Raw genomic sequence first — 16,567 nt, forward strand, 5'->3', positions numbered from 1 at the left:
CCCGAACGCGGCAGTTGCCGTACCATCGGCCGTACCATCGACGCAGCCCGCCCCATCTCCAGGAGCCGCCATGTCCGATTCCAGCGCAGCGACCCACGCCGTGTTCAATCAGGTGCCGGACCTCTCCGGCTACAACCTGTTCGAGACCGACCCCGGCCTGCGGGCCGCGCTGGAACGGCTCGGTGGCGGATGGCACGCCGGCGCGCTCGGGGCCTTCGGCGCCCGGCTCGGGGAGCCTGAGGTGCAGGCCTGGGCCGCCGACGCCAACCGCCTGACGCCGGAACTCCACACCCACAGCCGCACCGGCGAGCGCATCGACGCGGTGACCTTCCATCCATCCTGGCACGCCCTGCTCGGGCTGCTGCGCGGCCAGCAGTTGCAGGCGCTGCCCTTCGCCCAGCCGCGCCCCGGCGCCTGGGCCGCGCGCACGGCCGGCTACTTCCTCCAGGCCCAGGTGGAGTCGGGCTCGCTCTGCCCCACCACCATGACGCTGGCCAGCATTCCGGTGCTGCGCAAGGAACCCGCGCTGTTCCGCGACCTCGAACCCCGGCTCTATGCCGCCGAGCACGACGCCCGCGACCTGCCCTGGCGCGACAAGACCGCCGTGATGATCGGCATKGGCATGACCGAGAAGCAGGGCGGCTCCGACGTACGCGCCAACACCACCGTCGCCCTGCCCATGCGCGGCGAGGGCCGGGGCGCCGAATACGCGCTGACGGGCCACAAGTGGTTTTTCTCCGCGCCGATGTGCGACGCCCATCTGGTCGTGGCGCGCATGGGTGGCCCCGAGGGGCCGCTCTCGTGCTTCTTCGTGCCACGCTTCCGTGACGATGGCAGCAAGAACCCGATCGAAATCCAGCGCCTCAAGGACAAGCTCGGCAACCGCTCCAACGCGAGCAGCGAGGTCGAGTTCCGGGGCGCCACGGGCATCCTKATCGGCGAGGAAGGCCGCGGCATCCCCACCATCATCGAGATGGCCACCAACACCCGGCTCGACTGCGTGATCGGCAGCGCGGCCCTGCTGCGCGCGGCGCTGGTGCAGTCGCTCCATCACGCGCGCCACCGCATGGCGTTCGGCAAGCTGCTGGCCGACCAGCCGCTGATGCGCAACGTGCTGGCCGACCTCGCCCTGGAGTCCGAGGCCGCCACGCAGATGATGATGGCCCTCGCCCACRCCTTCGAGCATGCCGACGACGACCCGCTCGCCGCCGCGTGGAAGCGCGTGGTCACGCCGGCCGCCAAGTTCTGGATCTGCAAACGTGCGTTGGAAGCCACTGGTGAGGCCATGGAGGTCTGGGGCGGCAACGGCTATGTCGAGGAAGGCCCGATGGCGCGGCTCTACCGCGAGGCGCCGGTCAATTCGATCTGGGAAGGCTCGGGCAACGTGATGTGCCTGGACGTGCTGCGCGCCCTGCAACGCAATCCCGACGATGGCGCGCGCGTGCTGCAGGACCTCGCCCGCCTCTCCCACGGCCATGCGGCGGTGCGTGCCGAGTTGGCCTCGCTGCAGGGCATGCTGCGCGAGCCTGCCGATCAACTCGAAGCGAGCGCGCGCCGCTTCGCACAGGGTCTGGTGCTGACCGCGCAGGCGGCGCTGATGATCGCGCATGCCGACCCGGAATCGGCCGAACTGTTCGTCGCCAGCCGGCTCGGGCGGCAGCACGGGCGCGTGTTCGGCACGCTGGATGCCGATTCCGTCACATTGCAGCGCGTGGCGGATCGGGCGTGGCCGGCTTGATGGCGGAACTGCCCGTTTTTGTCCGGAAATCGCACTAGAAAATGGCGCAGCGCATCAAAAGCCGCTTCAGGGGTAGCGAGGGGCGCCGTAAACGTTGAGGCGACGGGCTACGAGCCTGCCTGCATTCCAGTCGCCACTCCGAGCACTGCGACAAAGCATGTGCCGTCCACACCCCATGAATATCAGTCAACGCCTGCTTCTCACGCTGTCCCTCGCCGTGTTCGCCCTTATATCTGTCGGCTTCGGCGGCATCTGGCAACTCAATCGATCCGAAGACCGCCTCGAATATTTCAACGACAACACGCTCGCCAGCGTACGGCACCTGAACGGCGTCTATGACGCCGTGGCGTCGATGCGCGTGTTGCTGCATCGCCACGCGATGACCGACGACAACGTCGCCAAGCAAGAGGCCGAGGTCTCGCTCGACAAGTCCAGCAAACGTTTCGACGAACTCATCGCCACCTATGAGCGCGAAGACATCTCCGACGACGCCGACCGCAAGCTGCTGGAGGCGGACCGCGAGGCCGCGAAACAGTATCGTGCCGAATTCGCCACTTTCCTCGACCGCTCCAATAACAACGACTACGCGGCCACGCAGAAGATGCTGACCGACGGCACGCTGAATGCGTCGTATCGAGCACTTCGCAAGGCCATCGACACGCACGTCGAATACAACACCAAGATGGGCGACGCCGCCGTGGCCGAGAACAAGGCCCAGCACACCCACGTGGTGCGGCTGTTCCTGGTCGTCATCGCGCTCGTGGTGGGCTTCATCGTCTTCATGGCCGTGTCGCTCTATCGGCGCATCAAGCACAGCCTGGCCGACATCCAGGGCACGCTCGAGCACGTGAGCCAGACGCTGGACCTCGACCATCGCGCGCCGGTGGCGCGGATGGACGAGATCGGCCAGACCGCGCACGCCTTCAACGCGCTGATCGAGCGCGTGGCGCAGACCCTGCGCGAGGTGCGCCAGTCCACCGATTCGGTCGGCGTGGCCGCCGGGCAGATCGCGGCCGGCAATGTGGACCTGTCGTCGCGCACCGAGCAGCAGGCGGCGTCGCTCGAGGAAACCGCGTCGAGCATGGAAGAACTGACCACCACCGTGCGCCAGAACGCCGAGAACGCGCGCCAGGCCAGCTCGCTGGCGGCCAACGCCGCCGAGGTGGCCGACGCCGGCAACCAGGCCGTGCAGCAGATGGTGGACACGATGGGCGCCATCAGCGGCAGCTCCGAGCGCATCGCCGAGATCACCAACCTGATCGAGGGCATCGCCTTCCAGACCAACATCCTCGCGCTGAACGCCGCCGTGGAAGCCGCCCGCGCCGGCGAGCAGGGCCGTGGCTTCGCGGTCGTGGCCGGCGAGGTGCGCAGCCTGGCGCAGCGCTCGTCCAGCGCCGCCAAGGAAATCAAGGAGTTGATCGAGGCCTCGGTGAACACCGTGCGCACCGGCTCGACCCAGGCCCACGGCGTGGGCGGCACGATGACCGAGATCCGCCAGGCCGTGAAGCGCGTGTCGGACATCATCTCGKAGATCGCCGCTGCCTCGCAGGAGCAGAGCGCCGGCATCGAACAGGTGGGCCACGCGGTGGGCCAGATGGATCAGGTCACGCAGCAGAACGCCGCGCTGGTCGAGGAAGCCGCCGCCGCCGCCCAGTCCCTGGACGAGCAGGCCGGCAAGCTGCGCGACTGCGTGGGGCAGTTCCGGATGGCCGGCTGACGTTCGACCGGCTTCAGTCCGCCGCCACGCCAGCGACCGACTCGCGGATACGCAGCGTCACGCGCGGCGCGTAGCGGATCAGGTCGTGCGCGCGCTCGCCGATCATGATGGCGGGCGCGTTGGTGTTGCCGCCGACCAGCGTCGGCATGATCGACGCATCGACCACGCGCAGCCCCTCCACGCCGCGCACCCGTAGCTGCGGGTCCACCACCGCCAGCGGGTCCATGCCCATGCGGCAGGTGCCCACGGGGTGGTAGATCGTGTCCGCCTGGCGGCGGATCAGCGCGCGCACGGCGTCATCGTCGCTGCCATCGAGCCGCAGGTCCGCCGAATACAGCTCCCGGCCGCCAAACGCGGCCAGCGGGGGCTGGTCGAAAATGGCGCGCACGATGCGCAGCCCGGTGACCATCCCTTCCATGTCTTGTGGATCGGACAAATAGCGCGGATCGATGGCTGGCGCCTCGCGCATATCCGCCGACACCAGCCGCACCACGCCCCGGCTGCGCGGGCGCAGCAGGCAGACATGGCAGGAATAACCATGCCCGCGATTGACGCGGCGCATGTGGTTGTCCGCCATCCCCACCACGAAATGCAGTTGCAGGTCCGGCTCGTCGAGGTCCGGGCGGCTGCGCACGAAGGCGCCCGCCTCGGCGAAATTCGACGTCATCATGCCGGCGTTCTCGCGGCGGTAGCGCCGCATCTCGGCCAGCAGCCGCCAGGCCCCGGCCAGCGAGATCCCGAACAGCGCCGTGGCCGCCACGCGCTTGTGCAGGATGATGTCGAGATGGTCCTGGAGGTTCTCGCCCACGCCGGGCAGGTCGTGCACCACGGCCACGCCGTGCCCGCGCAGATGCGCCGCCGGGCCGATGCCGGACGCCATCAGCAACTGCGGCGAGCCGAACGTGCCGGCGCTGACGATGACTTCGCGGCGCGCGCGCAGCACCACTTCCACCCCATCGCGCCGGGCCAGCACGCCCACCGCGCGGCGCCCTTCGAACAGGATCCGCAGCACCTGCGTGCCGGTGAGCACATGCAGGTGCGAGCGCCCGCCGTTGCAGGCGCGGTCGCGCACGTTGCCGCCGTGCAGGTAGGCGCGCGCGGCGTTCCAGCGCTCGCCGTTGTGCTGGGTCACCTGGTACCAGCCGGCGCCCTCCTGCTCGTCGCCATTGAAATCGTCATTGCGGGGCAGGCCGGCAAGTTCGGCGGCATCGAGGAAATGCTGGCCGAACGGGTTGGGCGAACAGAGGTCGCTGACGTGCAGGGGGCCGGTGCCGCCGTGCAGTGGATCGTCGTCGTGACCGGCCACGCGGGCGTTGCATTCGGCGCGGCGGAAAACGGGCAGGACGTCGTCCCACGACCAGCCGTCACAGCCGGCGGCGGCCCAGCCGTCGTAGTCAGCCGGGCGGCCCCGCATATAGATCATGGCGTTGATCGACGATGACCCGCCCAGGCCCCGGCCGCGTGGCTGGTAGCCGCACCGGCCGTCCAGCGCGGCCTGCGGCACGGTCTCGTAGCCGTAGTTGCGGCGGCCGGCGCGCGGCAGCATCGCACCGCAGCCGGCGGGTGTGCGCACCAGCACATGGTGATCGTGGCCGCCGGTTTCGATCAGGCCGATGGAGTCGGTGCCGCTGTCGGCCAGCCGGCCGGCGAGCGCGCAGCCGGCCGAGCCGGCCCCCACGACGAGATAGTCAAAGATCGCTTCCATCTGTCTCCTCGCCTGCCTGTGTCCCCGGGCCACCGCGAAAATCCAGTGTAGGCGCTGGGGCCGGCGGAATGAAGCCGGGCGACTACCGGCAAAAGACCGCGGCCGGTGCACGCGGCGTTTGGGGGCCGTCCTCCATTGCGGGAACGGGGCGGCTGGCTTATGGTGCGCGATGGTGCGCGGGCCTTGCGCCCTTCCCATGCAGCCCCCTCGGACAGCCAGGAGACCGCCAGATGAGAGAAGTTCCCGCCATGTCATCGGTGTTCGACGCCATGCGCGCGGCGTCGCGGCATGACCAGACCCCGCCGTGGGATATCCGCGCGGACCGCCTGCGCCGGCTGCGGCAACTGGTGAAGACCCACCACGACGCCATCGCCGCCGCCATCAGCGCCGACTTCACCAACCGGCCGCCGCAGGAAACCGCGCTGCTGGAGGTGTTCCCGAGCCTGGCGGGTCTCGATGACGCACTGCGGCACGGCCGGCGCTGGATGCGCGAGCGCCGCGCCCGCACCGGCCTGTGGTTCCTGCCGGGGCGCTCGCGCCTGATGCCGCAGCCGCTGGGCGTGGTGGGCGTGGTGGTGCCGTGGAACTATCCGCTCTACCTGACCGTGGGGCCGCTCACTGGCGCGCTGGTGGCCGGCAACCGGGCCATGGTCAAGCTGTCCGAATACACGCCGCGGTTCTCGGCCCTGTTCGCCCAACTGGTGCAGGCCACCTTCGCGCCGGATGAGGTGTCGGTCATCAACGGCGATGCCGAGGTAGCCGCCACCTTCAGCGCCCTGCCGTTCGACCACCTGCTGTTCACCGGCTCGACCCACGTCGGCCATCACGTGATGCGCGCCGCCGCCGCCAACCTGACGCCGGTGACGCTGGAGCTGGGCGGGAAGTCGCCGGCCATCATCGGCCCCCATGCCGATTTCGACCACGCCGTGGAGCGCATCGTGGTGGGCAAGCTGCTCAACGCCGGCCAGACCTGCATCGCCCCGGACTACGTGCTGGTGCCGGAGGACCAGCGCGACCGCTTTGCCGAGGCCGCGCGCCGCTGCGTGAACCKCCTCTATCCGGACCTCGCCCGCAACCCCGACTACACCAGCATCATCAGCCCGCGCCACTTTGGCCGGCTGGTGTCGATGATCGACGCCGCGCGCGCGGCTGGCGCCGGCGTGGTGCCGCTGACCGATGCCACGCCGGACGCCGACGCGCGCCGCCTGCCGCCCGTGCTGCTGACGGACGTGCCCGGCGATGTGATGGCGATGCAGGAGGAGATTTTCGGGCCGGTGCTGCCCGTGGTGACCTATCGCACCGTGGACGAGGCCATCGGCTTCGTCAATGCGCGGCCCCGGCCGCTGGCGCTCTATCTGTTCGACCGTCGCCGCGACGTGGTGGACCACGTGATGCGCCAGACCGTGGCCGGCGGCGTCACCATTAACGACACCCTGTTCCACATCGCCCAGGACGACCTGCCCTTCGGCGGCGTGGGCCCGAGCGGCATGGGCGTGTACCACGGCCGGGCCGGCTTCGAGACGTTCTCCAAGCTCAAGCCGGTGTTCCATCAGGCCGGGCTGAACGGTGCCGGCCTGCTGCGGCCGCCTTACGGCAAGCGTTTCGCGTCGATGCTGAAGCTGTTGCTGCGCTGAATCGGGTCCGCTCGGGGACGATCGGCGGCGCTCAGGCCGCCAGCATCGGCTTGCCGAGCATGCGCGACAGCACCGCCTCGGGCGAGTGGGTGTGGTCGCTGATGGCTGCCGGGTCGAGGTAGATGGTCTGCTCCATCATCGCCCGGCCGCGCATGGCGGCGTGGAGCAGCTGGTCGCTGAACACGATCCAGGTCGCACCGGGCGGGAACTGGAACTCCTGCTGCGGCACGGTCTTCTGGTAATCCAGGTCGGCCTTGGCCAGGTCGTGCAGCTGGAGCATGCGGTGGTCGTACTCGGACCGCGTGCGCTTGGTGATGTGGAGCTGCTTCATCAGCCACGCCTGCCCCGGCCACATGCCATGCGTTTTCGGCACGAAGCGGGCGGCGAAATCCGCGAACGGCTCGCCCACGCGCCACACACGCGGCGCGGCGGGGTCGATGTTGTGGAACACGCGCAGCAGGCGCTTGCCCAGCATCGGATTGGACGGAAACGAGTCCACGTGCAGGCGGGTGTCGTCCTTGCGCCAGCTCACCGGGCGGCCGGCGATCTCGCTGGGCCGCAGCGACGTGCCTGCGCGCGTCATATGCGTCACATATTCGGGGAACAGCGTGTGGATCAGCGTCTCGCTGGAATCCGCATAGCGGCGGATCAGCGCGTAGAGATCGGCCAGATCCTGCTCACTGCCCGCGGCGCCGCGCACGGCGCGGTCATCGGCGCGCAGGTTGATGTTCTTCGACTTGCCATCGGACCAGCGGGCATCCAGGAAGCGCTCCTCGCCCGGCTGGAAGCGGAAATTCAGGTTCGGGAAGTACAGCACGGCGCCCTGCTCGAGCTGGCGGCGCAGGTCGGCGCGCACCTCGGGGGTGACGTCGGGCGCCCATTCGGTATAGGGCTGCGTGCGGATCAGGTTCAGCGGCGTCGTCATGGTCTTGGCGTGGAGGTCCGGTTGAGCGGGATTCTACTCCGCGCCGCAGCGGGTGCCACGTGGCGCCCAGATAACAAAAAACCCCGCAGGTCCCGAAGGACCGGCGGGGTTCCTGACTGCCGGACGGCCGATTACAGGCCGGCGGCGGCGCGCAGCACGGCGGCCTTGTCGGTGGCTTCCCACGAGAACTCCGGCTCCTCGCGGCCAAAGTGGCCGTAGGCGGCGCTCTTTTCGTAGATCGGGCGCAGCAGGTCCAGCATCTGGACGATGCCCTTCGGGCGCAGGTCGAAATGCTCCTGCACCAGTTCGGCGATCTTCTCGTCCGAGATCTTGCCGGTGCCTTCCGTGTACACGGTCACGTTGATCGGGCGGGCCACGCCGATAGCGTAGCTGACCTGCACCTGGCACTGGCGMGCCAGGCCGGCGGCGACCACGTTCTTGGCGACGTAGCGGGCGGCGTAGGCGGCCGAGCGGTCCACTTTCGACGGGTCCTTGCCCGAGAACGCGCCGCCACCGTGCGGCGAGGCGCCGCCGTAGGTGTCGACGATGATCTTGCGGCCGGTCAGGCCGCAGTCGCCCTGCGGGCCGCCAATCACGAAGCGGCCGGTCGGGTTGACCAGGTACTTGGTGTCCTTGAGCATCGCGGCCGGCAGCACCGGCTTGATGATTTCTTCGATCACGGCTTCGCGGATCTGGGCCTGGGTGATGTCCGGGGCGTGCTGGGTGGACAGCACGACGGTATCCACGCTGTGCGGGCGGCCGTCGAGGTAGCGCACGGTGACCTGCGACTTGGCGTCCGGGCGCAGCCAGGACAGGCGGCCGTCACGGCGCAGCTGCGACTGGCGCTCCACCAGACGGTGTGCGTAGTAGATCGGGAACGGCATCAGTTCGGGCGTCTCATCGCACGCGTAGCCGAACATCAGGCCCTGGTCGCCAGCACCCTGGTTCAGGTAGTCGTCCGAGGCGCGGTCCACGCCCTGGGCGATGTCCGGCGACTGCTTGTCGTACGCCACCAGCACGGCACAACCCTTGTAGTCGATGCCGTAGTCGGTGTTGTCGTAGCCGATGCGCTTGATGGTGTCGCGGGCGACCTGGATGTAGTCCACGTTGGCCGTGGTGGTAATTTCACCGGCCAGCACCACCAGACCGGTGTTGCAGAGCGTCTCGGCCGCCACGCGGGCGTACTTGTCCTGGGCCAGGATGGCGTCCAGGACGGCGTCCGAGATCTGGTCAGCAACTTTATCGGGATGGCCTTCGGAGACAGATTCCGAAGTGAACAGGAAGTCGTTTGCCACGAGCTTGTTTCTCCAAGGTTAGCCAAGATTGGCTGTGAGTCGGCTATTGCGTGCCACCCTCGGGAAACGATGCGGCGACGCTTTAGCGGTATTTTCAGACCGCTCTGGAGAGAGCGGCATCGCCCCGCAAGTTGTCAGTTAACTCGGCGATACAGGCTATTATACGCGCCTGCCGCGTGCGCTGCAGTACTCCGGCGCGGCGCGCCGCACAGTGCACCGCGCGCACGGAGGCAGCAGGACGTGTAGCCGGTACGATACCGTGCCTGCCTCGCGCGCGATTCCCCGTCGACAAGCCTTTTTTGCCCGTATTTCCACGTTTGGCCCCATGACCTTTATCTTCTGGCTCATCTCTCTCCTGCCCCTGCGCGTGCTGCACGCCATCGGCGGCGCGCTGGGCCTGCTCGCGGCGCGGCTACCGGGCCGCTATGGCCAGCGCCTGACCGAGAACTTCCGCCACGCCTACCCGGACGTCACCGACGCCATGCTGGCCGAGGCCGCGCGCGCCACGGGCCGCCTGATCCTGGAAATGCCGTACTTCTGGAGCCGCAAGACGCTGGACGCCGCGCTCTACAACTTCGACGACTCGCTCTGGCCCACGCTGAACCGGCTCCAGATGCAGGCCAACGGCATCATCATCCTGACCCCGCACCTGGGCTGTTTCGAAGTGCTGCCGCAGTCGCATGCGCTGCATCGGCCCGTAACCGTGCTGTTCAAGCCGCCGCACCAGCAGTGGCTGCGCGACTTCGTCGAACGGATGCGAAGCCGGCCGGGCATCTCGATGGCGCCTGCCACGCCGCGCGGTGTGCGGATGCTGGTCAAGGCGCTCAAGCGCGGCGAGGCCGTCGGCATCCTGCCCGATCAGGTGCCGAGTGCCGGAGACGGCACCTGGGCGCCGTTCTTCGGCAAGCCGGCCTATTCGATGACGCTGGTGCACCGCCTGCACCGCCTGACCAACGCGCCGGTGGTGATGATGTTCGCCGAGCGCCTGCCCAAGGGCGCCGGCTATGTCGGCCATATGCGCCTGGTGGGCTGTGGCGGCGTGCTGGCCGCCGAGGTGGAGGCCGCCGCCGCCCAGATCAACCGCGCGGTCGAGGAGTCGATTGCGATGGTGCCCACCCAGTACCTCTGGGGCTACAACCGCTACAAGCAGCCCACCGGCGCCCCGCCGCCCCCCGACCTGACCAGCCAGCCGCAGGCGGCCCCCCAAGACATCATCCAATGAGCCGAATCTTTACCTGGCTCGGCATCGGCCTGCTGACCGTGCTGGGCAAGTTGCCGTATCCGTTCGTCGCGCGCTTCGGCGAAGGGCTGGGCGGCCTGCTTTACCGGATTCCGAACGGCCGCCGCGAGGTGGTGCGCGCCAACCTGCGGCTCTGTTTCCCGGAAAAATCCGAGGCCGAGATCGACGAGATGTCGCGCGAGACCTTCCGCCACATCTTCCGCAGCTTTGCCGAGCGCGGCATCTTCTGGACCGGCAGCGAGGCGCAGATGCGCCGCTGGGTGCAGATCGACGACCAGGCCAACCTTGTGGCGCTGGACGGCAAGCCCCATATCCTCGTGACCATGCACCTCTCGGGCGTGGAGGCGGGCGCGATCCGGCTGACCATCCACCTGCGCGACCACGTGGGCCGCTCCGGGGCTTCGCTGTATACAAAGCAGAAGAACGCGCTGTTCGACGATTTCCTGAAGCACGCGCGTGGCCGCTTCGGCGCCAACATGATCTCGCGCAACGACAGCGCGCGGAACATCCTGCGCTGCCTGAAGAAGGGCGAGGCGCTGCAACTGATCGCCGACATGGACTTCGGCGAGCGCGACTCGGAATTCGTGCCGTTTTTCGGCGTGGAGGCGCTCACGCTGACCTCCGTGTCGCGGCTGGCGCGGCTGACCGGCGCCAAGGTCGTGCCGATCTATACCGAGATGCTGCCCGACTACAAGGGCTATGTGCTGCACATCCTGCCCGCCTGGGACGACTACCCCGGCGACAGCGTGACCGACGACACGCGGCGCATGAACGCCTTCTTCGAGGACGCCATCCGCCCGCGCGTGACCGAGTACTACTGGGTGCACAAGCGCTTCAAGCATCGGCCACCCGGCGAGCCAGAGATTTACTAGCTACAATCCGAGCCATGAAACTCCAGTTCACCAAGATGCACGGCGCCGGCAACGACTTCGTCGTGCTGGACGGCATCCACCAGACGCTCGACCTGACCGAGGCCCAGTGGCGCGCGCTCGCCAGCCGGCACTTTGGCGTGGGCGCGGACCAGATCCTGATCGTCGAGAAATCGACGCGCCCGGACGTGGACTTCCGCTACCGGATCTTCAATGCCGATGGCGGCGAGGTGGAGCATTGCGGCAACGGCGCGCGCTGTTTCGTGCGCTTTGTCACGGACAAGGGCATGACCGACAAGCGCTCGGTGCGCGTGGAGGTGATGAACGGCGTGATCACGCTGACCCTGCAGGACGACGGCCAGGTCACGGTGGACATGGGCGCGCCCGAGCTGACGCCGGCGCGCGTGCCGTTCCTCGCCGAGGGCCTGCCGACACGCCGCGAGGGCGACGACACGCTCTATGGCCTCGAAGTGAACGGCCGCACGGCGTGGATCACGCCGGTGTCGATGGGCAATCCGCACGCGGTGCAGGTCGTGGACGATACCGAGCAGTTCCCGGTGCTCCAGGACGGCCCGGTGATCGAACACCATCAGACGTTTCCGAAGCGGGTGAACGCCGGCTTCATGCAGATCGTGGACCGCAGCACCGTGCGGCTGCGCGTGTTCGAGCGCGGCGCCGGCGAGACGCTGGCCTGCGGCACGGGCGCCTGCGCGGCCGTGGTGGCCGGCATCCGGCGCGGTCTGCTGGACTCGCCGGTCAAGGTCCACACCCATGGCGGCGACCTGACCATCGCCTGGAACGGCGCGGGCCAGCCCGTGCAGATGACCGGCCCGGCGACCACCGTGTTCGAAGGCACTATTGACCTCGCCGCACTGAACGCGTGACTATGGGGGCTCCGCAGGCCACGCCACCGGAGACCCCATGACGCTGGACGATTTCCGCATCACCAGTAGTAAAAAATTCAATCTGGCCGATTTCGACCCGCACAGCAAACCGCTGTCGCAGGGCGACAAGGCCGCCGACCTCGCGCGGCTGGAGGCCCTCTCGGGCGAACTCGACGCGCTCCAGGACATCTTCTACGCCGAGCACCGCCGCAAGGTGCTGGTCATCCTGCAGGGCATGGATACCAGCGGCAAGGACGGCACCGTGCGCTCGGTCTTCCGCAGCTTCGATCCGCTTGGCATCCGCGTGGTGAGCTTCAAGGCCCCTACCGCCGAGGAACTGGCGCGCGACTACCTGTGGCGCGTGCACGCGCAGGTGCCCCGCGCCGGCGAGATCGCGCTGTTCAATCGCAGCCACTACGAGGACGTGCTGATCACGCGCGTGCATGGCTGGATCGATGAGGCCGAGTGCGAGCGCCGCTACAAGCAGATCCGCGCGTTCGAATCCCTGCTGACCGATACCGGCACGACCATCGTGAAGTGCTTCCTCCATATTTCGAAGGACGAGCAGAAGGCGCGGCTCGAGGCGCGCATCGCCGATCCCCAGAAGCACTGGAAGTTMGACCCGCAGGACCTGGCCGAGCGCAAGTTCTGGAAGGAATATCAGGAAGCCTACGAAGCTGCCATCGCGGCCACGGCCACGCCGAGTTGCCCCTGGTATGTCGTGCCGGCCGACTCGAAGACCCACCGCAACCTGATGGTGGGCGAGATTGTGGCGGCCGTGTTCCGGCAGCTCAAGCCGGCATACCCGCCGCCGAAGCCGGAACTGGCGAAGCTAAAGGTGGAGTAGGCGCCGGGGGTCAGTCGCTGCCGTTGCCGCGATGCACATCGTGGGTGACGAACGGCCGCTCGGGGCCGGGCATCGCCAGCCATTTGGGGTGCTTGAGCGTGTCGCGGATATCGTCGAGCCCGCTCGCCCAGTGCTCGTGCATCGTCAGCAGGCCGAACTGGTAGTCCTTGGCGCTGCCCTCGAACGACTTGTCGCGGTAGATCAGCTGGATCACGTTACGGCGCGCGTCGCAGGCATGGTCGGCGGCGCGCTTGTACCAGGGGTCGTCGCGCTTGGAAGCCGGCACCAGTGCCATCAGTTCGCTCAGCATGCGGCGATAGTTCTGCTGCTCGCGCATCACGTCCGTGATGGCACGCGTGCGGCTGGAATACTGGATGTCCTTCTGGCGCTCGGCCACGTCGAGCAGATTGTGCGGCAGCTTGCCGCGCGCGCTCCAGAGGTCCACTTGGAAGATCAGGGCGTCCCGGCGCGGCTGGGCGGTCAGCACCTCCTGTAGCGGCGTGTTCGAGACCAGGCCGCCGTCCCAGTAATACTCGCCATCGATCTCCACGGCCGGGAACCCGGGCGGCAGCGCGCCGGACGCCATGAAGTGCTCGGCGCGCAGCCGCTGGCGCGTGTTGTCGAAATACGCGAAATTACCCGTGCGCACGTTCACGGCACCCACCGAGACGCGCATCTCCTTCGGATGGTTGATGCGGTCGAAATCGGCAAAACGCTCCAGCGTGGCCTTCAGCGGCCCAGTGTCGTAATAGCTGGCGCGGCCCGGGTCTTCACCGCGGCCCCAGAGATCGGCGATAGCGCGTGGCGAGAAGAAGCCGCGCTGGCCTTCGATCATCGCGCGGGCGGCGTTGAGGCTGTCGAACCAGATCCGCATCGGCTCCGGCCACGTGGGCGCGGTCTCCGTCAGCAGCTCCAGCGGCAGGCCGGGCAGCCACGGCTGGGCGCAGATGTATTCCCAGAACGCGCGCAACTGCGTCACGCGGGTTTCAGGCGGATTGCCGGCGATGACCGCCGCGTTGAGCGCGCCGATCGAGATACCCGCGATCCAGTTCGGATGAATGCCGCCTTCGGCCAGGCCCTGGTAGACACCGGCCTGGTAGGCACCGAGCGCGCCGCCGCCTTGCAGCACCAGCGCGCGGATCGCATAGGCTTCGTGGGCGGGGCCGTCGCCCGGCAGCGCATCAGGGGCGCAGTGGTCGCTCACTGCGGCGCGCTTGGGCGCCCTGGTGCGCTTCKCCCGGGCCGGCGTGGCCGTCGATGCGGAATCCTGCGGTGGCGCGCCCTGTTCGCCCAGTTCGCGCCCGATTGCCTGCTTGGTCGCCTGTTTTACCTGCTGTTGCCGCTTGCCCGCCACGCCATGCTCCCTCGAAGTTGAGCCTGGGCGCCCCATGGCGCCCGCTCCGGCGCGTCAGACGCCGTACGTCTGACGATAGGCCGCCACGGCCGCCCGGGAGTTCCCGAGCGCGGGGTCGTTCGACGCGTCGAGGTAGGCCAGCAGGTCCTTGAGGCTGGCGATCGAGATCACGGGCACGCCGTATTCGCGCTGCACGTCCTGCACGGCCGAATGCGTGCCGATCTTGTCGGCGGTGCCGCTTTTCTCCATGCGGTCCAGCGCGATCAGCACGGCGGCCGGCTCGGCGCCGGCGGCGCGAATCAGCTGCATCGACTCCCGCACGGAGGTGCCGGCCGAGATCACGTCATCGATGATCACTACCTTGCCCTGCAGCTTGGCGCCGACCAGCGTGCCGCCTTCGCCATGGTCCTTGGCTTCCTTGCGGTTGTAGGCAAACCCCACGTCCCGGCCCATGCCGGCCAGCGCCACGGCCGTGGCCGAGGCCAGCGTGATGCCCTTGTAGGCCGGCCCGAACAGCACGTCGAACTCGAGGCCCGAGTTGAGCAGGGTTTTCGCATAGAATTGCGCCACCTGACCCAGCATCGCGCCCTGGTTGAACAGGCCGGCGTTGAAGAAGTAAGGCGACTTGCGGCCCGCCTTGGTCACGAACTCGCCAAAGGACAGCACGCCCGCATCGAGCGCGAAGCGGATAAAGGTCTGGCTGAGGTCGTCCGGCGTGGTCTGCTGCGTCATCTTTTCTCTCTGAATTTCAAAATTTCCCGAGATGTTACGGATTATCAGCGCCAACCTCAACGGCATCCGCTCCGCGGCCAAGAAGGGCTTTTTCGAGTGGATGGGCAAGCAGGACGCGGACATGATCTGCGTGCAGGAACTGAAAGCCCAGGAAGCCGACATGACCGAGGCGTTCCTGGCGCCACATGGCTACCACGGCTTTTTCCACTATGCCGAGAAGAAAGGTTACAGCGGCGTGGGCCTGTACACGCGCCACAAGCCCGAGCGGGTGGTCACCGGCTTCGGTGTGCCCGAGTTCGACGCCGAGGGTCGCTACGTGGAAGTGCAGTATCCGCACCTTGCGGTGATCTCCGTCTACGTGCCGTCCGGCTCCAGCGGCGAAGAACGCCAGCAGGCCAAGTTCCGCTTCATGGAGGCGTTCCTGCCCCACCTGCTGCAACTGAAGGCCAGCGGGCGCGAGATCGTCTTGTGCGGTGACGTCAACATCGCCCACAAGGAAATCGACATCAAGAACTGGAAGGGCAATCTCAAGAACTCCGGTTTCCTGCCCGAGGAGCGCGCCTGGATTGGTGAACTGTTCGATAACCACGGCTATGTGGACGTCTTCCGCCAGCTCGACCAACGCCCGGACCAGTACACCTGGTGGAGCAACCGCGGCCAGGCCTACGCGAAGAACGTCGGCTGGCGCATCGACTACCACCTGACCACCGACAAGATCGCCGCCACGGCCCGCGCCTGCGCCATCTACAAGGACGAGAAGTTCAGCGACCACGCCCCGCTGTCGATCGACTACGATTTTCCGCTGTAGGCGGGGCGCCCGGGCGGGATGCCGGGGCCGGCGCGCTCAGTTGGCGCGGATTTCTTCCAGCAGGTTCGGGTGGCGATCCAGCAACTTGAGCAGCTTTACCAGCGCCAGCGGCGGCTTGGTCCGGCCGGTCTCGTAGCGCGAGAACGCATTGACCCCGCCGCCGAAGATCTCGCCAGCCTCCCGCTGGTCGAGTTCCAGCTTGCGGCGCACCGACACGATGAACGCCGGATCGACGATAGCGGCGTTGACCTGCTTGTTGAAGGCAACCATCAACTGGCCGATCCGCTCATCTTCATCGAGATCAAGAACCCCTTCACCGCAGGCGGGACACCAGTCCGCCAGCACGCCTTCGATCACCATGGTTTCGCCGCGATAGTCGTAGGGCATGTCCTGCCGCTCCCTGACCAGTTCGGATCCTCCGCATTCCGGGCATCTCATATCCCGACTCCTTTTTCGAGGTGGTGCTCTTTACAGCACCTTGAATGACACAATCACCAGTTGCTCGATCACGCTGAGCTTCAGGTAGAGCGACCCATAGGGGGTGACGGGGTGGTAGACGTCCTGCCAGACTCGATGATCCGCGTGCGTTGTCATGCTCTTATACAAGTCGCTTCGCTCAAGCCGCGCCAGGATGTCAATCACCTCCCTCCGACTCAACCCCATTGCCCGATAGCTCCGGGAAGCTGAGGTGGTGAACCGCAACCTCCCCTCCGTCACCAACGCCCTCACCACAGAGAGCTTGTAATGCGCTGACGATTTCTCCATGCAAAATTAACCTACTTGGTTATTACCTGCAAGCCCCGGAATGTGTCGGACCGC

The 16,567-nt window shown here is 67.5% G+C and carries 15 protein-coding genes; 8 read left to right on the forward strand and 7 right to left on the reverse strand.

Annotated elements, in window-relative coordinates; translation table 11 throughout:
• Positions 1-70: 70 nt before the first annotated feature.
• On the forward strand, positions 71-1,738 hold the full coding sequence (locus AC1EJR_RS06530; RefSeq protein ID WP_477146903.1) for an acyl-CoA dehydrogenase family protein: 1,668 nt from the start codon (positions 71-73) through the stop codon (positions 1,736-1,738).
• A 175-nt stretch (positions 1,739-1,913) separates the two neighbouring features.
• The gene (locus tag AC1EJR_RS06535; protein WP_477146904.1) at positions 1,914-3,455 is read left to right on the forward strand and encodes a methyl-accepting chemotaxis protein; all 1,542 of its coding nucleotides are present in this window, start codon (positions 1,914-1,916) and stop codon (positions 3,453-3,455) included.
• 13 nt (positions 3,456-3,468) lie between these two features.
• Here the strand turns inward: AC1EJR_RS06535 and AC1EJR_RS06540 are convergent, their stop codons facing one another.
• Positions 3,469-5,160 (reverse strand): GMC family oxidoreductase, encoded by a 1,692-nt coding sequence (locus tag AC1EJR_RS06540; protein WP_441591411.1) that lies wholly within the window; start codon positions 5,158-5,160, stop codon positions 3,469-3,471.
• A 230-nt stretch (positions 5,161-5,390) separates the two neighbouring features.
• On the opposite strand from AC1EJR_RS06540, the gene AC1EJR_RS06545 reads away from it, so the two are divergent.
• Positions 5,391-6,794, forward strand: coding sequence for a coniferyl aldehyde dehydrogenase (locus AC1EJR_RS06545; RefSeq protein ID WP_477146905.1), 1,404 nt, complete (start codon positions 5,391-5,393; stop codon positions 6,792-6,794).
• 31 nt (positions 6,795-6,825) lie between these two features.
• Here AC1EJR_RS06545 and AC1EJR_RS06550 read toward each other — a convergent pair whose 3' ends face one another.
• A complete protein-coding gene (locus AC1EJR_RS06550; protein ID WP_441591412.1) occupies positions 6,826-7,719 on the reverse strand; it encodes a Kdo hydroxylase KdoO in 894 nt (297 codons plus the stop codon).
• A gap of 131 nt (positions 7,720-7,850) precedes the next feature.
• The gene (gene metK / locus AC1EJR_RS06555) at positions 7,851-9,014 is read right to left on the reverse strand and encodes a methionine adenosyltransferase (protein ID WP_092291429.1); all 1,164 of its coding nucleotides are present in this window, start codon (positions 9,012-9,014) and stop codon (positions 7,851-7,853) included.
• 325 nt (positions 9,015-9,339) lie between these two features.
• On the opposite strand from metK, the gene AC1EJR_RS06560 reads away from it, so the two are divergent.
• Genes AC1EJR_RS06560 through AC1EJR_RS06575 form a run of 4 tightly spaced genes read left to right on the forward strand, consistent with a single transcriptional unit; the run spans position 9,340 to position 12,854 of the window.
• Positions 9,340-10,236, forward strand: a complete 897-nt coding sequence (locus AC1EJR_RS06560; RefSeq protein ID WP_477112748.1) for a lysophospholipid acyltransferase family protein — start codon at positions 9,340-9,342, stop codon at positions 10,234-10,236.
• Positions 10,233-11,126: a lipid A biosynthesis lauroyl acyltransferase gene (locus tag AC1EJR_RS06565; protein ID WP_092291425.1), complete on the forward strand. Its 894-nt coding sequence runs from the start codon at positions 10,233-10,235 to the stop codon at positions 11,124-11,126. The genes AC1EJR_RS06560 and AC1EJR_RS06565 overlap by 4 nt, the downstream gene beginning before the upstream one ends.
• A 14-nt stretch (positions 11,127-11,140) precedes the next feature.
• Entirely contained in the window at positions 11,141-12,007 is an 867-nt protein-coding gene (dapF, locus tag AC1EJR_RS06570) for a diaminopimelate epimerase (RefSeq protein ID WP_092291423.1), read from the forward strand.
• A 37-nt stretch (positions 12,008-12,044) separates the two neighbouring features.
• Positions 12,045-12,854 carry a polyphosphate kinase 2 family protein gene (locus AC1EJR_RS06575; protein WP_477146906.1) on the forward strand — a complete coding sequence of 270 codons (810 nt, stop codon included), beginning with the start codon at positions 12,045-12,047 and terminating at the stop codon, positions 12,852-12,854.
• A gap of 10 nt (positions 12,855-12,864) precedes the next feature.
• Here AC1EJR_RS06575 and AC1EJR_RS06580 read toward each other — a convergent pair whose 3' ends face one another.
• Both AC1EJR_RS06580 and pyrE read right to left on the reverse strand, forming a co-directional pair.
• Positions 12,865-14,208: a DUF3734 domain-containing protein gene (locus tag AC1EJR_RS06580; protein WP_477146907.1), complete on the reverse strand. Its 1,344-nt coding sequence runs from the start codon at positions 14,206-14,208 to the stop codon at positions 12,865-12,867.
• Positions 14,209-14,262: 54 nt separating this feature from the next.
• Positions 14,263-14,940 carry an orotate phosphoribosyltransferase gene (pyrE, locus tag AC1EJR_RS06585; protein ID WP_441591415.1) on the reverse strand — a complete coding sequence of 226 codons (678 nt, stop codon included), beginning with the start codon at positions 14,938-14,940 and terminating at the stop codon, positions 14,263-14,265.
• A gap of 31 nt (positions 14,941-14,971) precedes the next feature.
• On the opposite strand from pyrE, the gene AC1EJR_RS06590 reads away from it, so the two are divergent.
• Positions 14,972-15,748 (forward strand): exodeoxyribonuclease III, encoded by a 777-nt coding sequence (locus tag AC1EJR_RS06590; RefSeq protein WP_477112749.1) that lies wholly within the window; start codon positions 14,972-14,974, stop codon positions 15,746-15,748.
• Between the two features lie 36 nt (positions 15,749-15,784).
• Here AC1EJR_RS06590 and AC1EJR_RS06595 read toward each other — a convergent pair whose 3' ends face one another.
• Together AC1EJR_RS06595 and AC1EJR_RS06600 are read right to left on the reverse strand one after the other, a co-directional pair.
• Complete coding sequence (locus AC1EJR_RS06595) at positions 15,785-16,186, reverse strand: type II TA system antitoxin MqsA family protein (protein ID WP_092291413.1); 402 nt, start codon at positions 16,184-16,186, stop codon at positions 15,785-15,787.
• A 30-nt stretch (positions 16,187-16,216) separates the two neighbouring features.
• Positions 16,217-16,513, reverse strand: a complete 297-nt coding sequence (locus AC1EJR_RS06600; protein WP_092291411.1) for a type II toxin-antitoxin system MqsR family toxin — start codon at positions 16,511-16,513, stop codon at positions 16,217-16,219.
• Positions 16,514-16,567: the final 54 nt, after the last annotated feature.

It is taken from the genome of Cupriavidus sp. 05T42 (genome assembly GCF_056396345.1).

What these genes read in the sequence shown, in the direction of transcription:
- AC1EJR_RS06595 (WP_092291413.1), bottom strand. Translation starts at nt 16,186, where the DNA reads ATGAGATGCCCGGAATGCGGAGGATCCGAACTGGTCAGGGAGCGGCAG.
- AC1EJR_RS06600 (WP_092291411.1), bottom strand. Translation starts at nt 16,513, where the DNA reads ATGGAGAAATCGTCAGCGCATTACAAGCTCTCTGTGGTGAGGGCGTTG.
- pyrE (WP_441591415.1), bottom strand. Translation starts at nt 14,940, where the DNA reads ATGACGCAGCAGACCACGCCGGACGACCTCAGCCAGACCTTTATCCGC.
- AC1EJR_RS06540 (WP_441591411.1), bottom strand. Translation starts at nt 5,160, where the DNA reads ATGGAAGCGATCTTTGACTATCTCGTCGTGGGGGCCGGCTCGGCCGGC.
- dapF (WP_092291423.1), top strand. Translation starts at nt 11,141, where the DNA reads ATGAAACTCCAGTTCACCAAGATGCACGGCGCCGGCAACGACTTCGTC.
- AC1EJR_RS06550 (WP_441591412.1), bottom strand. Translation starts at nt 7,719, where the DNA reads ATGACGACGCCGCTGAACCTGATCCGCACGCAGCCCTATACCGAATGG.
- AC1EJR_RS06565 (WP_092291425.1), top strand. Translation starts at nt 10,233, where the DNA reads ATGAGCCGAATCTTTACCTGGCTCGGCATCGGCCTGCTGACCGTGCTG.
- AC1EJR_RS06590 (WP_477112749.1), top strand. Translation starts at nt 14,972, where the DNA reads ATGTTACGGATTATCAGCGCCAACCTCAACGGCATCCGCTCCGCGGCC.
- AC1EJR_RS06560 (WP_477112748.1), top strand. Translation starts at nt 9,340, where the DNA reads ATGACCTTTATCTTCTGGCTCATCTCTCTCCTGCCCCTGCGCGTGCTG.